Annotated in this window: 11 protein-coding genes and 2 pseudogenes; 4 read left to right on the top strand and 9 right to left on the bottom strand. The window is 68.0% G+C overall.

Translation table 11 applies throughout. From position 1 onward, the window contains the following. Nucleotides 1-61: 61 nt before the first annotated feature. Nucleotides 62-760 carry an Eco29kI family restriction endonuclease gene (locus DFQ15_RS12735; protein WP_233504485.1) on the bottom strand — a complete coding sequence of 233 codons (699 nt, stop codon included), beginning with the start codon at nucleotides 758-760 and terminating at the stop codon, nucleotides 62-64. Continuing rightward, a complete protein-coding gene (locus tag DFQ15_RS12730; protein WP_110466338.1) occupies nucleotides 757-1977 on the bottom strand; it encodes a DNA cytosine methyltransferase in 1221 nt (406 codons plus the stop codon). The genes DFQ15_RS12735 and DFQ15_RS12730 overlap by 4 nt, the downstream gene beginning before the upstream one ends. 217 nt (nucleotides 1978-2194) lie before the next feature. Between DFQ15_RS12730 and DFQ15_RS18150 the strand changes: the two are divergent. After that, nucleotides 2195-3100 (top strand): annotated as a pseudogene (locus DFQ15_RS18150) (Shedu anti-phage system protein SduA domain-containing protein); the annotation flags it as partial. A 331-nt stretch (nucleotides 3101-3431) separates the two neighbouring features. Here the strand turns inward: DFQ15_RS18150 and DFQ15_RS12720 are convergent. The 4 genes from DFQ15_RS12720 to DFQ15_RS12705 all read right to left on the bottom strand — a co-directional run bounded on the left by DFQ15_RS12720 (nucleotide 3432) and on the right by DFQ15_RS12705 (nucleotide 7615). Beyond that, a complete protein-coding gene (locus tag DFQ15_RS12720; protein ID WP_110466337.1) occupies nucleotides 3432-4829 on the bottom strand; it encodes an aminopeptidase P N-terminal domain-containing protein in 1398 nt (465 codons plus the stop codon). After that, entirely contained in the window at nucleotides 4826-5587 is a 762-nt protein-coding gene (locus DFQ15_RS12715) for a nucleotidyltransferase family protein (RefSeq protein WP_110466336.1), read from the bottom strand. Before DFQ15_RS12715 ends, DFQ15_RS12720 begins: the two co-directional genes overlap by 4 nt. Nucleotides 5588-5891: 304 nt before the next feature. Next, nucleotides 5892-6914: a hypothetical protein gene (locus DFQ15_RS12710; RefSeq protein ID WP_110466335.1), complete on the bottom strand. Its 1023-nt coding sequence runs from the start codon at nucleotides 6912-6914 to the stop codon at nucleotides 5892-5894. A 311-nt stretch (nucleotides 6915-7225) separates the two neighbouring features. Further along, on the bottom strand, nucleotides 7226-7615 hold the full coding sequence (locus DFQ15_RS12705) for an S-adenosylmethionine decarboxylase family protein (RefSeq protein WP_110466334.1): 390 nt from the start codon (nucleotides 7613-7615) through the stop codon (nucleotides 7226-7228). A gap of 295 nt (nucleotides 7616-7910) precedes the next feature. On the opposite strand from DFQ15_RS12705, the gene tkt reads away from it, so the two are divergent. Together tkt and gap are read left to right on the top strand one after the other, a co-directional pair. Further along, nucleotides 7911-9950 carry a transketolase gene (tkt, locus tag DFQ15_RS12700; protein WP_110466378.1) on the top strand — a complete coding sequence of 680 codons (2040 nt, stop codon included), beginning with the start codon at nucleotides 7911-7913 and terminating at the stop codon, nucleotides 9948-9950. Nucleotides 9951-10048: 98 nt separating this feature from the next. Continuing rightward, on the top strand, nucleotides 10049-11050 hold the full coding sequence (gap, locus tag DFQ15_RS12695; RefSeq protein WP_110466333.1) for a type I glyceraldehyde-3-phosphate dehydrogenase: 1002 nt from the start codon (nucleotides 10049-10051) through the stop codon (nucleotides 11048-11050). Nucleotides 11051-11194: 144 nt separating this feature from the next. Here the strand turns inward: gap and DFQ15_RS12690 are convergent, their stop codons facing one another. Then, nucleotides 11195-11518: a hypothetical protein gene (locus DFQ15_RS12690; RefSeq protein ID WP_110466332.1), complete on the bottom strand. Its 324-nt coding sequence runs from the start codon at nucleotides 11516-11518 to the stop codon at nucleotides 11195-11197. Between the two features lie 152 nt (nucleotides 11519-11670). Next, the gene (locus DFQ15_RS12685) at nucleotides 11671-12471 is read right to left on the bottom strand and encodes a DUF2076 domain-containing protein (protein ID WP_110466331.1); all 801 of its coding nucleotides are present in this window, start codon (nucleotides 12469-12471) and stop codon (nucleotides 11671-11673) included. 299 nt (nucleotides 12472-12770) lie between these two features. On the opposite strand from DFQ15_RS12685, the gene DFQ15_RS12680 reads away from it, so the two are divergent. Continuing rightward, entirely contained in the window at nucleotides 12771-12992 is a 222-nt protein-coding gene (locus DFQ15_RS12680; protein WP_110466330.1) for a DUF3606 domain-containing protein, read from the top strand. Nucleotides 12993-13305: 313 nt separating this feature from the next. Here the strand turns inward: DFQ15_RS12680 and DFQ15_RS17575 are convergent. After that, nucleotides 13306-13927, bottom strand: a pseudogene (locus DFQ15_RS17575) (transposase); the annotation flags it as partial. Nucleotides 13928-14067: the final 140 nt, after the last annotated feature.

Below are 14067 nucleotides of genomic sequence, written 5' to 3'. Positions count from 1 at the left end.
TGGATGTAGCCTTGAAGACCCCCTCGTCAGACTCTCTGGTCGAAGGCCAGACGGTCTCCGCTCAGATGTCGGTCTCTTCGTTGCTCGAAGCCACAGGTGGAGGCACGGGCAAAGCGGGAGCCACTTCCACGAGTTGCGACGTGGGGATGGTGAAGTCCCGCAAGTAGCTTTCGGCTTCGCGCGCGATCTCCTCTGCGGAGACCGGCTGTTCTGCCAGCGCCAAGGCCCACGGCCGACCTGGGTGGAGCTGGTCCCATCGGGGTTTAGCCCCGTTGTTCCGGCCCTTGCCGGGCGCGTGATTGCCAAAGCCCGCTACCGTCGTATTCCACACGGGCGCGAACTTGGCGATCAAAAGGGACTCACCCAGAGGGATCCAGATGTCCTCCACCACCAAGTAGCGGCAATGGAAATCCGCAACGTCGAGGTTCTCGGCCTGGGCGACGCTGCGAGCATGCTCGCGCAGCCGTTTTTGCAGATCGGAGCCCGCTGCCCCGGTTCCGCCACCAATGCGCGCGCCTTCCGGTACCGCTTTGCCCACGTAGATCGGCAGGGCGAAACGGCCCTCCTGGTTAGCCGAACTCAACGCCGCGTAGCAGGCGAAGGGACCGGTGTAATAGATCGCATAGATGCCCGCTCCTTCGAACTGTGGCAGGTTGGCGAGCGGCTGCGCGGGCTGTGCCAGCATCGCTTGAGCTACGCTGGCTCCGAGATGTTTGCGTTCCAACGGATTGAACGGGACGACGTTGCTTGCCACGCTCACGCGACGCCTCTCAGACGCAGTTGCCGCGTCGACAGGCTGGAAAGGTCCTTCGCGATCAGGGCCTCTGCCACGGAGCGCGCCACCACATGGCCGAGGACGACAGGCACTGCGTTACCGAGTTGGCGCATAGTCTCAGTCCACGAGCCGTGGAAGACAAAGCCATCCGGGAAGGTTTGCACGCGGGCCGCTTCGCGAATCGTCAGATACCGCGGCACGCCGTTGTTGTCCACAAGCATGTTCTCGCCGCCAGGTACACCGTGGCCGCCAGCCTTGAGCGTCTTGGACGGCAAGTCTATCGGGCTGCCCGTGTGACCGGGGTAAGAGCGCGCTCCGCCTTGGAAACGATGGTCCTTGAATGCTCGCGCCGCCTTCGACTGGGGATCGGGCAAACCCACGAGCGCGTCGCGAATCGTGCGCCAAGGCCTCGCGGATTCGAACGGGAGCCGGTGCTGGACCGTGCGCGATTGAGCTGCGACGCTTTCTGGAGCGGCGGGGCGATCCTTTTCGGCGACCTTGTGGCGATCCCAGTATTCGCCAGTGATCCACTGGTCGCGAAACAGCGCGGCTTGGCTATGGGTCTCCTCCGGAAAGCTCCAATCCACACTCAAGTCGCTGCGGAAGCCCACCAGAAATATGCGTTCGCGCTTTTGAGGAACGCCATAGTTCGCGGCGTTCACCAACGTGGGAATGATGTTGTAGGCCAAGCCGGTCGAATGCAGCTTGCCGGAGCTGTGCTCAGCTTGTAAGCGCATTAGATGGTCGAACCACGTCTCGTTCTTGCGCCGCTTGACCTCTGGGAACTCCAGTTGGAACTGAATGTATTGGAAATAGCTGGCGAACGAGGCGCGAGTCAGGCCTTTGACGTTCTCGATGATGAACGCGCGTGGCCGCAGTCGACGCACGATTTCCACCGTAGCGGGGAACATGTCTCGGGTGTCGTCGTGGGCCTTGTGCTTGCCGCCCATGGAGAAGGGCTGGCACGGCGGGCCGCCGGCGAGCAGGTCGACCTGTTCATTGACGGTCGACCAATCGAAATCGCGGACGTCGCCTTCCTGAAGCGGCCAGTCGGCGACGAGGGGGTAGCCTCGCTCTTGGTTCTGTCTGATCGTGTCGCAGGCCCACTTGTCCCACTCCACCACGGCGAGCGGCTTGAAGCCCGCGAGTCCAACGCCAAGAGCCAGTCCACCAGCGCCAGCGAAAAGCTCAACTGCCTTCATGCGAGGGTTCTCCGAATGTATGGTCTTAGATGGCGTCGAACTGTATAGGAATCCAGCTCTCCAGACGCCCCGCGCTACGAAAAACCGCATGAACTCGCAAGAAACTACGTCACCGCTTGGCGAGTTCGAAGGCATTCGCTTTAATCGGCCACCGGGGAGGGATTAACATCTTCGCGCCAAGCGCCGCGGCTCTAGCGCCGCCGTCCAGGAGGCCTGTATGTCCGCTGTCGAGGGGTTGCTCAAGAGAGTTCTACGCACAAAACCGACGGTGGTGACGCGCGCGTTTTTGTGGAAGATTCGGCACAACACCGCGCGCGAGGACATCCGCCTCAAGATCGGCCGCTACAAGAAGTCCGGCTGGTTCGATGTTCCGGAGGAAGTCGAGAACACGCAGCCCAAGTCCGAGCTGACGCTCGACCACGAAGAGTTCCAGGCGTTGATCGGTTTCTTGCAGGAGAGTTACGAGCCATTCAAGCAGGGCGTGAAAGCCTTCATCCCGCTCGACCGGCCTTTCGATCCGTCCAACGCCGAACAGATCAAGGCGCTCTTTTCGCTGCCAGCCAAGGCCGACTTGGTCCGATTCATTTTGAATAACGAGATCATTCCCGACGAGTTGGAGGAGGGGCTCAGGCAAGCCCGTAGAGTTCGAGCCGTCAAGGAGCTCCGAGCCATGCTCGACGCCGATCTTGTGGAGCAGCGTTGGCAAAAGTGGTTCGAGCAAAACAGCTGGGTGCTCGGCAGCGACTTCGTCCGCATCCTAGACGAGCGGCGCATCGACGCGCGCAACATCTCAGATTTCTTGATGGAGGCCTACGACGGCTTTCTCGACGTGGTCGAAATCAAGCGACCGGGCGGAGGCATGCAGTTCTGGGCCGCGACGCTGGACCATGGCAACTCGGTCCCGTCCACCGACTTGATCAGGGCCATCACGCAGTCGTCGCGTTACCTTCACGAGATCGAGCTCGAGGCCAACAGCGACAAGTTCATTGCTAGCGTGGGCGGCGTGAAGACGGTCAAACCCCGCTGCGTGCTCGTCTTTGGCCGATCGGTCGACTGGACCGGGGAGCAGTGCGAGGCCTATCGGATCCTCAACGCGAGCTTTCACAACATCAACATCCTGACTTATGACCATGTTCTCGCGCGCGCCGAGCGGATCGTCGACATTGGCGAGCGGTCCGCAGCTCATTTGACTCGACCTGTCGGCGCAGTCGCGCTGACTAGTCACAGGGACGATGGCGTTGGGACGACTTGGAGCACTTGTGATGGGAAGGATGGGCGTGTGCAGGCTATGAGACAAAAAGGCCGATCTCCAGTCAAGCCACATCATTCCAACGTTCGCGTTCGAGCGGCAGCGAGCGTCCTCCGGCAACGGGCATGTAAGAAGTTCGAACGAGCCCAATGCGATTTAGCTAACTCTCTTCGGCCAACGCACTACGTCGACCGGCGGCGACATATCAACCGCGCATCAGCGCCTCGATCTCGTCGGCCTGCACCGGCACGTCGCGGGTGGTCAGCTCGCAGCCCGACTCGGTCACGATCGCGTCGTCCTCGATGCGGATGCCGATGTTCCAGAAGTCCTCGGGCACGCCCTCGGCGGGGCGGATGTAGAGGCCCGGCTCGATGGTGGTGACCATGCCGGGGCGCAGGATACGGCTCGGCCGGCTCTGCAGTATTTCGCCGCTCAGCGGGTCCTTGCGCTCGGTGAATCGGCCGGCCTCGCTCGGCTCCACGTAGCTGCCGCAGTCGTGCACGTCCATGCCCAGCCAGTGGCCGGTGCGGTGCATGTAGAACGGGAAGTAGGCGCGGTTCTCTATCACGTCGTCCACGCCGCCGGCCGCGTCCGCTTTCAGGATGCCCAGGTCCAGCAGGCCCTGCGACAGCATCCGCACCGTGGCGTCGTGCGCATCGGCGAAGCGGGCGCCGGCTTTGGTCGCGCCGACGGCCGCGGCCTGGCTGGCCAGCACCAGGTCGTAGACCGCGCGCTGCGGCCCGGTGAAGCGGCCGTCGGCCGGGAAGCTGCGGGTGATGTCGCCGGCGTAGCCTTCGTATTCGCAGCCGGCGTCGATCAGCACCAGCTCGCCGGCGCGCAGCGGTGCCACGTCGGCCCGGTAGTGCAGCACGCAGGCGTTCGCGCCGGCGGCCACGATCGAGGTGTAGGCCGGAAACTGCGCGCCGCAGCGGCGGAACTCGTGCAGCAGCTCGGCCTCGAGGTGGTACTCGCGCGCATCCTCGCCCGCCCGCAGCATCCGGGCCGAGGTCCGCATCGCGCGGATGTGGGCCTGGGCGCTGATCCGGCCGGCGCGGCGCATCAGCGTCAGCTCGTGCGCGTCCTTGGTCAGCCGCATCTCGTCGAGCGGGCCGCACAGGTCGCGCTGCGTCTCGGGGCAGATCGCGCCCATCCGCACCCGGGCCCGCACCTTGGCGAACCAGCCGTCCACCCGCGTCTCCAGCCCGGCATGGGTGGCGAAGGGGTACCAGACGGCGTCGCGGTTCTCCAGCAGGCGCGGCAGGCGGGCGTCGAGTTCGGCGACCGACACCGCGGCGTCCACGCCCAGCGCCTCGGGCGCGGCGTCGGGGCCCAGGCGGTAGCCGTCCCAGATCTCGCGCTCCAGGTCCTTCGGTGCGCAGAACAGGGTGCTGCGGCCGTCGCCGGTCAGCACCAGCCAGGCGTTGGGCTCGGTGAAGCCGGTGAGGTAGTAGAAGTAGCTGTCGTGCCGGTAGGGAAAGTCGCTGTCGCGGTTGCGGCCGCGCTCCGGCGCGGTGGGTACCACGGCGATGCCGTCGGCGCCCAGCAGGGCGGCCAGGCGGGCGCGGCGGTCGGCGTGGATCCGGGTGTCGAGGGGTGCGGTCATGGGGTGTTGAGCAGGGCGAGTCGTTCGGGCGTGCCCACGTCGGTCCAGCGGCCGGTGTAGAGCGAGGCACCGATCCGGCCATTGTCCATCGCATGGCGCAGCAGCGGCGCCAGCGGCTGGGCCAGGCCCTGCGGATTGCCCGCCGCGATGCCGCACCAGGGCGGCATGAACAATTCGCGCCGGTAGAGGCCGATGGTCGAGAAGGTGTGGCGCGGGGCGGCCGGGTCGGTGGGTGTGTTCACCGCCAGCCCGTCGGGGCCGATGCCGAAGTCGCCCTGCGGATGGTGCGGCGGGTTGGGCACCAGCCAGAGATGGGCCAGGCGGTCGCTGGCGACGAAACGATCCCGCTCGGCCTGAGCGAACGCGAAGTCGGGCGCGAACACGTCGCCGGCCGCCACCCAGAACACGTCGTCGAGCAGCGGCAGGGCACGCACGATACCGCCCAGCGTCTCCAGCGCGTAGCCGAAGTCCTGTTGCTCGCGGGAGTATGAAATCGATAGCGGGTGGTCGGCGTCCAGCGACGGCTGCGGGCCGAAATGGTCTTCGATCTGCTCGCCCAGCCAGCCGGTGTTGACCGCCAGGTGCCGGCAGCCGCCGGCGGCCAGGGCCTGCATCGGCCATTGCATCAGCGGCCGGCCGCGCACCGGCAGCAGTGGCTTGGGACAGGTATCGGTCAGCGGCCGCATGCGCTCGCCGCGGCCCGCGGCCAGCAGAAGTGCGCCGGCCAGGGCGGGGACGGCGGAGTTGGGAACAGGCATGGTCCGCGATTATCCGGAGTGCGGCGGCGCGTTGCGCGCGCACCGGATGCCGGTCGTCGGCCCCGGGCCCGCCGGATGCGAAACCGGCCCGCATGCGGCGAGTGCATGCGGGCCGTTTCCGGTAAGGCCCGGGCCCCGCCGTTGCGGACGGCGGACCCGGGCTCGCTACGCCTTCGCGTCAATGCAGGAAGAGCGCCAGCAGGATGATGATCGGGATCGGAACACCGAGAAAAAGCAGCAGAAGTGAGCGCATGGGAATCTCCGGAAAATGAAGGAAGAAGGGAAGTGCGTATGTGGCGGCGGATCAGAGATCGCGCTGGCGGCCACCCCAGGTGGCGGCATAGCTGGCGACGAAGGCACCGATCAGCAGCGAGACGAAGAGCCACAGAGCGGCGGCGGCCGAGGCCTTGCGCGCCTTGTCGGCGGCTTCGCGGGCGGTGTTCTCGGCATCCTGCAGCTTGGCCTTGGCCTTGGCGTAGGTGTCGTTCACCCGCTTCTCGGAGGCTTCCTGGCCCATGCCGGTGCGCTGGGCGATCAGGCTGGCGACATAGCGCACGTCGTCTGCCGGCATCGATTCGGCGCGGATGCTGTTGACCATGATGCGGCCCACTTCGGCGGCGGTCGAGGCGGCCACCGGTTCGGTATTGCGCGGTGCCGTGGCGGCCGGCATCGCCGCGGCGGCGGGGGCTGCCGGGTCGGCACCGGCGGCGGCAGGTGCCGTGGCAGCCTGCGACGCGGCATCGGGGCGGAACAGCGAATCGACGAAGTAGCCGTAGACCGACGAATTGCCGCCGCCCGAGGACGAATTACCTGCACTGCTGCCGATGGCGGCGCCCGCGGCACCCGCGGTGGTCACCGCGGCGCCGGCCACCGATGCACCGGCCTTGGCACCCATGCCGACCACGTTGCCGATGGCCGACGCCAGGAACGCGGCCGTCACCAGCGAGGCCACGGCCCAGGCCAGGAAGCCGTGGGCGGTGTCGCGGAAATACACCTCGTCGGTGTGCACGCCGGCCCAGCGGGTGCGCAGCCGGCCCGCCAAATAGCCGCCCATGCCCGACGCCGCTAGCTGGGTGAAGGTGATCCAGAACACGCCGGCAACGCCGAGCGTCGTCGCGCTCGCGCCCTGTGCCGACCACGGCGAGGCGGACGACAGGCCCAGGCCCGAGCCGAGCAGCAACAGGATCATCGACAGGGCGGCGGCGGCGATCGCACCGGCCACGATGGCGCCCCAGGAAACGGCGCTGCCGGTGGCGGACGGCACGCCCGGGGCGTGGACCGCGACTGCGCCAGGCAGGTCGGTGGCAGGAGGGTGGTTGTAGTTCATAGATGTGGCCCCGGGAAAGATTGGACTTGCACCTTGGCTTTCTCCCCGGAAAGGGAGTGTGGGTAACCGGATGCATCCGGCGTAGGCGGGCGCCCCGTAGCGGTGCAGCGGTCGCGGGCCTGCCGGCTGCCGGCCCGGCCAGGGCAGTGTGTCGCCCTGCAGGCGGCGCCATAGCCGCTGCAGCCCGGCCTTCACGTCCGGCCGGTTGGCAAGGTCGCGCGGCGGTGGCGCCACGAGGCGGCCGCCCTCCCGCTGCGCCACCCCGAAGCTGAAGCGACCGAACGCGGACCCGTCGAAGTGCATAACACGCTCTAACCCGGGACCGGTGGCACCGCGCCGCGCTCCAGCGCTTGGCGCACCGCCCGCACCGGCTGGAACAGTACGATCAGCGCCGCCTCCAGCGCCCTGGCCTCGGCGGAATGGTCGCCACCGAAATTGCAGACGTACACGTCGAGGGTCACTGCCCGGCGCTCGGGCCAGGTGTGGAGGCAGAGGTGCGATTCGGCCAGCAGCACCGTGGCGGTGACGCCGCCCGGCCCGTCGGCCGTCGGCGGAAAGCCGTGCGCCAGCCGCGCCACCGGCTGCAGGCCGGCGGCGATCGCCCGGGCCTCGCAGGCAGCCAGAAGCGCGTCGGCATCGGTCAGCCAGTGTGCGTCGCAGCGGCAATCATGGAGGTCGGCGGTGAGGTGCAGGCCGTGCATGGCGGGCACTGTAGCGGAATGCGCGGCGGGTGGTCCCGGGCGACGCAACGCCGCGCGGCCGCGCCCGGCCTGTAGCGCGGCGATACGTGCCGCGCGCGCCCGCCGGTAAAATGCCGGGTTGCCCGCAGATACCTGCCTGTTTCCTCCTCTCACTTCCGAAGCCTTTCCGGAGCCGCCGCCGATGGCCATCAACGAATCCCCCGCGTCCGTCCCTTCGTCCGAGGTCCAGCCTCCTGCCGCCGTCGCCGTGCGCGACGTCGCCTCGTCGCCGGCCTCCGCCGCGCCCGACGTGGCCATGGCCAACGCGATCCGCGCCCTGGCGATGGACGCGGTGCAGCAGGCCAACTCGGGCCATCCCGGCGCGCCGATGGGAATGGCCGACATGGCCGTCGCACTGTGGGGCCGCCACCTGCGCCACAACCCGGCCAACCCGCAGTGGGCTGACCGCGACCGCTTCGTGCTCTCCAACGGCCACGGCTCGATGCTGCTCTACGCGGTGCTGCACCTGACCGGCTACGACCTGCCGATCCACGAGTTGAAGAACTTCCGCCAGCTGCACAGCAAGACCCCGGGCCACCCCGAAGTCGGCTACACGCCCGGCGTCGAGACCACCACCGGCCCGCTGGGCCAGGGCATCACCAACGCGGTCGGCTTCGCGCTGGCCGAGAAGCTGCTGGCCCGAGAATTCAACCGCGCCGACCACACGATCGTCGACCACCACACCTACGTGTTCCTGGGCGACGGCTGCCTGATGGAAGGCATCAGCCACGAAGCGGTGGCGCTGGCCGGCGCCTGGAAGCTCAACAAGCTGGTCGCGCTGTACGACGACAACGGCATCTCGATCGACGGCCAGGTCGCGCCCTGGTTCGTCGACGACACGCCCGCCCGGTTCCGCGCCTGCGGCTGGAACGTGGTCGGCCCGGTCGACGGGCACGACGCTCAAGCGGTGGCCGCGGCCATCGCCAGCGCCAGGACATCGGCCGACAAGCCGACGCTGGTGGTGTGCAAGACCGCCATCGGCAAGGGCTCGCCCAACCGCGCCGGCACCAGCAAGGCCCACGGCGAGCCGCTGGGCGCCGACGAGATCGCACTGACCCGCCACGCCCTGTCGTGGGCCCACGTGCCCTTCGAGATCCCGGCCGACGTGTGCGCCGCCTGGGATGCGAAAGAGGTCGGCGCCCGGGCCGAGGCCGACTGGAACCAGCGCTTCGCCGTCTACCAGACCGCCTATCCCGAGCAGGCCGCCGAGTTCACCCGCCGGATGCGCGGCGAGCTGCCGAAGCACTTCGCCCAGACCGCGGTCGACACGGTGATCGCCGCCCACACCAAGGCCGAAACGGTCGCCAGCCGCAAGGCCAGCCAGCTCGCGCTGGAGAGCTTCACCGCCGCGCTGCCCGAGCTGCTCGGGGGCAGCGCCGACCTGACCGGCTCCAACCTCACCAACACCAAGAGCACCCCGCCGCTGCGCTTCGACGAAGCCGGCAACGTGGTGCAGGTCGAGTCCGCCGTCGGCACCCCGGTCGGCGGCCGCCACATCAACTACGGCGTGCGCGAGTTCGGCATGGCCGCGATCATGAACGGCGTGGCGCTGCACGGCGGCTTCATCCCCTACGGCGGCACCTTCCTCACCTTCAGCGATTACAGCCGCAACGCCATCCGCATGGCCGCGCTGATGAAGCTGCGCGTGGTCCACGTCTTCACCCACGACTCGATCGGCCTGGGCGAGGACGGCCCCACCCACCAGTCGATCGAGCATGCCGCCAGCCTGCGCCTGATCCCCAACCTCGACGTCTGGCGCCCCGCCGACACCGCCGAGACGGCCGTCGCCTGGGCCGTGGCGATCCAGAACCAGGACCGCCCGACCGCGCTGCTGCTCTCGCGCCAGAACCTGCCCTATGCCGCCAAGGACGACCTGGGCGAGATCAGCCGCGGCGCCTACGTGCTGAGCGAGCCGGCCGCCGTCGGCCTGAAGGGCAAGAAGGCCCGCGCGGTGATCCTCGCCACCGGCTCCGAAGTGCAGCTGGCGCTGAAGGCGCAGGAGCTGCTGGCCCGCGACAGGATCGCGGTGCGGGTGGTCTCGGTGCCCAGCACCACCGCCTTCGACCGCCAGGACGCGGCCTACAAGGCGTCGGTGCTGCCCGCCGGCCTGCCCCGCGTGGCGGTCGAGATGGGCGTGACCGACGGCTGGTGGAAGTACGGCTGCGACGCGGTCGTCGGCATCGACCGTTATGGCGAATCGGCGCCGGCCAACGTGCTGTTCCAGCAGTTCGGCTTCACGCCCGAGAACGTGGCCGCCACGGTGCGCAAGGTGCTGGCCACGGCCGGCCGCAGGTAGAAGAGCAAGACCGCCGCGGCGCCGCCGGCTGCAGGGCCGGGCGTGCCGCCGGCGGCAGGGTTTCGTGAACGGTTTCGCAACATCCAGGAGCAAGTGACATGAGCATCAAGATCGGCATCAACGGCTTCGGCCGCATCGGACGCAACGTGCTGCGCTCGGCCGTGCAGAATTTCTCGGACATCGAAGTCGTCGGCATCAACGACCTGCTCGAGCCCGACTACCTGGCGTACATGCTGCAGTACGACAGCGTGCACGGCCGCTTCGACGGCAGCCTCGCGGTCGAGGGCAGCACCCTGATCGTCAACGGCAAGAAGATCCGCCTGACCCAGGAGCGCGACCCGGCCAACCTGAAGTGGGACGAGATCGGCGCCGACATCGTGCTGGAAGCCACCGGCCTGTTCCTCGACAAGGCCGGCGCCGGCAAGCACCTGGCCGCGGGCGCCAAGAAGGTCATCATCTCTGCCCCGTCGAAGGACGACACGCCGATGTTCGTGCGCGGCGTCAACTGCGGCAGCTATGCCGGCGAGGCGATCATCTCCAACGCCTCCTGCACCACCAACTGCCTGGCGCCGCTCGCCAAGGTGGTCCACGACAAGTGGGGCATCAAGCGCGGCCTGATGACCACGGTGCATGCCACCACCGCCACCCAGAAGACGGTGGACGGCCCGTCCAACAAGGACTGGCGCGGCGGCCGCGGCATCCTCGAGAACATCATCCCGAGCAGCACCGGCGCCGCCAAGGCGGTGGGCGTGGTGATCCCCGCGCTCAACAAGAAGCTGACCGGCATGAGCTTCCGGGTGCCGACCTCCGACGTGTCGGTGGTCGACCTGACCGCCGAGCTGAGCAGCCCGGCCACGCTCGACGAGATCAAGGCCGAGATCAAGGCCCAGTCCGAAGGCGCGCTCAAGGGCATCCTGGGCTACACCGAGGACAAGGTCGTCGCCACCGACTTCCGCGGCGACACCCGCACCTCGATCTTCGACGCCGACGCCTCCATCGCGCTCGACAGCACCTTCGTCAAGCTCGTCGCCTGGTACGACAACGAATGGGGCTATTCGAACAAGTGCCTGGAAATGGTCCGCGTGGTGGCGGCGAAGTAATTCGCGCCTCCCGCCCACGAAAAATGCGCTCTCGGGCGCGTTTTTTCATGGGGGCGACTGCCGGGCGATTTTTTGCCCGAACAGGGCTGCAGCCGTTGTCGAAGGCCGGCCTCCAGCTATCGAAAAAATAGCGCGGATCGGGCGCTAAGCCGGCGTTTCGTCGGCCGCTTCGGGCGGCCAGTCGAGCAGTTCGGCCAGCCGCCGCACCACCCAGCGGGCTTCGACGTGCAGCAGGCCCGCCTCGGGCACCGCCAGCGTCGCGTAGAAGCGCTGCAGCAGAGCATGCTGCTCGGCGAAACCGTCGGGCTGCAGGGCCAGGGCCTGTCCGGTCAGGTGCTGGGCCAGGTCTTCGCAGAGTTCGTAGCGGCCCTGGACGGCGGCCAGCGGCGCAGTGGGGCGCTGGCGCTCGTCGAGGTAGAGCGCGTGGAAGGAAGGCGGCAGCGACAGCTGGTTTTCGTCGTAATCCATGCGCAAGCCTATCACCCGCAGGGGCTTCGGCTCACCCCCAGGCTGCGCGCTTCCAGTCTTCGCCCACCCCTGCGAGGAGACGCTACCGGCGGCCCTGCGGAGCCGGTTCCGCGGTATCCGGGATGGGGCGGCCTTCGCGGTGGCCGCGATCGTCAGATGAAGTTGTCGCCGTCGTCGTCGGCGAAGCCGCCGTCGTCCACCAGCCAGCTCCCGCCGCCGTCGTCGGCGACGGTTTGCCGCGAGGCGTCGGCGTCGTTGCCGTTGTCCGAGAGGAACGGACTGGCGGAGCCGCTGCCGGCCAAAGCATCGTCGCGCGGGCCGAGCGCATCGCCGATGCGGTGGTTGGCGGGGTCGTCGTGCCCGCCGGCCGTGGACGGTGCGAGCGACGATTCGTCCACCAGATGCTTCGCGGCGCCGCCGGCATGCTCGCCCCAGTGCTGCAGGCCGTTGAACAGGAACATGCCGCCGGCCACGCCCGCCGCGGTGGCGGCGGCCTGGCCCAGGAAACCGGAGCCGCCGCCGGCCGGGGCGGCCTGCATCGGCGCCATCGGCGGCTGGCCTGCGGACGGCGGGGCGCCGAAGAGCCGCTCGCGCCAGCCGCCGGCCGGTGCCGATGGCGACTGCACCGCCGCAGCGGGCGGAAAGCTCGCAGGCGGCGGCATGTAGGTCTGCGACGGCGCGCGGCCGAAGCCCGGCTCCGGCGTGGGCGCGGGAGAGAGGAAGCTGCCTTCGGCCGGCGCCGTGGCCTGCTTCAGCTGCGCGATCTGCCGCTGCGCGTCGTCCAGCGCCTGCTGCAGCAGCAGGGCGCGCTGCACCAGCAGATAAGGCGCGTCGGGCTGTACCGCCAGCCGTTCGCGGATCAGGGCGTCGGCGGCCGGGTCCTTGGCGACGCTTCCCACCCGGGCCAGCCGGTCCAGGAAGTCGTCGAGCATGCGGTGTTCTTGGGGCGTCATGGTGCGGGCATCCTTGTGTCGTGAACCGTCCGGGACGGCGGGCAGGCGGTACGACTGTCGCACGCGGCGGATGTTCCGCGGCCCACGGCCGGTTAAGCCTGGTCTAAGCGAAGGCCACCCGGCACGGCTGGCGCTCGACGAGGCCTGGGCCCGGCGCGCGGTGCTGCGCCGCACCCGGCCGGGCCAGACGCTGGCGCCCCCGGCGCGCGCAGCGATGCGCGCCCTTTGCCTACACGCGGTGCGGCGGGGCTTCCGTACGGTGCACCGCTTCACTGATCCACGACTTCCAGGACACCGGCATGACCACTTCCACCACCGGCGGCACCCAGCCCGACCGCATCGACATCGCAGACCCCGGCGCACGCGCCGAATGGGCCGAGAAATTCGACGTGAGCGAAGACCAGCTACAGGACGCGGTGAAGGCCGCCGGCGACCGCGCGACCGATGTCGAGATGCACCTCAAGGGATCGCGCAGCATCACCAATGCCGACCGTGTGGACGAACTCGGCGCCGGCAACTGAGCGGGTGCGAGAAGACCCGCTGCGCGACCCGATCGCGCGGCTGTGGTACTTACCATAGGGCCGTGCTGCTCGCCACAGTTCTTGCGCAGCTTTTAGAGCGGCTAACACAACCCAGCGAAGCGGTTCTGGCTAGGCGCCGCATCGCAGACAGTACGAGTAGTACGACAAGGTGCGGCAACGACGCCAGAAGGGTTGTGTTAGCCGCTCTTAGAGGGCTTCGACACCTCCAGCCGGCCCCGCGGTGCGGCTGGCTTTTTTATGTCGCGCGCCGCAGCGGCAAATGCGCCAGCACTTCCACCTGTCGCTGTAGCACTCATGCCTGCGCTCCCATCAAACGCCCCCGCGCCATCCACAAGTTGGACAACGTACACAAAGTGTGCAGCTGCGCGGTGTTCTTGGTCAGACCCGGCAGCGCACCTTTACGTGTCCGAACTAACGCTTGATCATCCGAAACGGATGTTCGACTTAGCCTGGATGATGGCCTTGAGGCGTTCAAGTCGGATGGTAAGGTCTTCAGCAGTTTGCAGTTGTCCAGCAGTTTGCGTTTGCCCGGCCGCATCGCAATGTTCGCGCGCACGCCGTCCTTGGCGTCGGGGAGCTGGTTGGCGCCCTGGTAACCGGCATCGCCCCAGGCTTCGGTTTCCTCGCCGTGCAGTGAGGTGTGGGCCCGACCACATCGCTGACGCCGCCGGCGCTGCCGCGCACGGTATGCACCAGGCCCGGGTCGGCATCCACGCCGATGTGGGCCTTATTGGCCGTTGTACACTGATTGCTCTCCTGGCTTTGCCTCATCTGCGGGTCGCGTTCTCCAGAGCCGTTCGTGGTCGAATTGGGCGCGGCGATCAACTTGGCGTCCACCACTGTGTCGGCGCGCAGCAAAGGCCTTTAGCGCTAATCAGTTCGCTGATGAGCTCCAGGATCTGCGGGGCCAGCTGCGTCAAGCAGCACATTGGCGCGAGTTACGCAGACCTGCCTTAAGGAAGGTCTGCATAAATCCCTCGCGCCCATGGTTGGCATCTGCGCCAAGTGCTGAGACGATAGAGGCATGAAGCAAACAAGCCTTGTGGTGGGTACA

The organism is Xylophilus ampelinus (assembly GCF_003217575.1).
Taxonomy (GTDB): domain Bacteria; phylum Pseudomonadota; class Gammaproteobacteria; order Burkholderiales; family Burkholderiaceae_C; genus Xylophilus; species Xylophilus ampelinus.
Note: the sequence above shows the minus strand (reverse complement) of the source record. Positions and strands in the feature narration are given on the sequence as shown.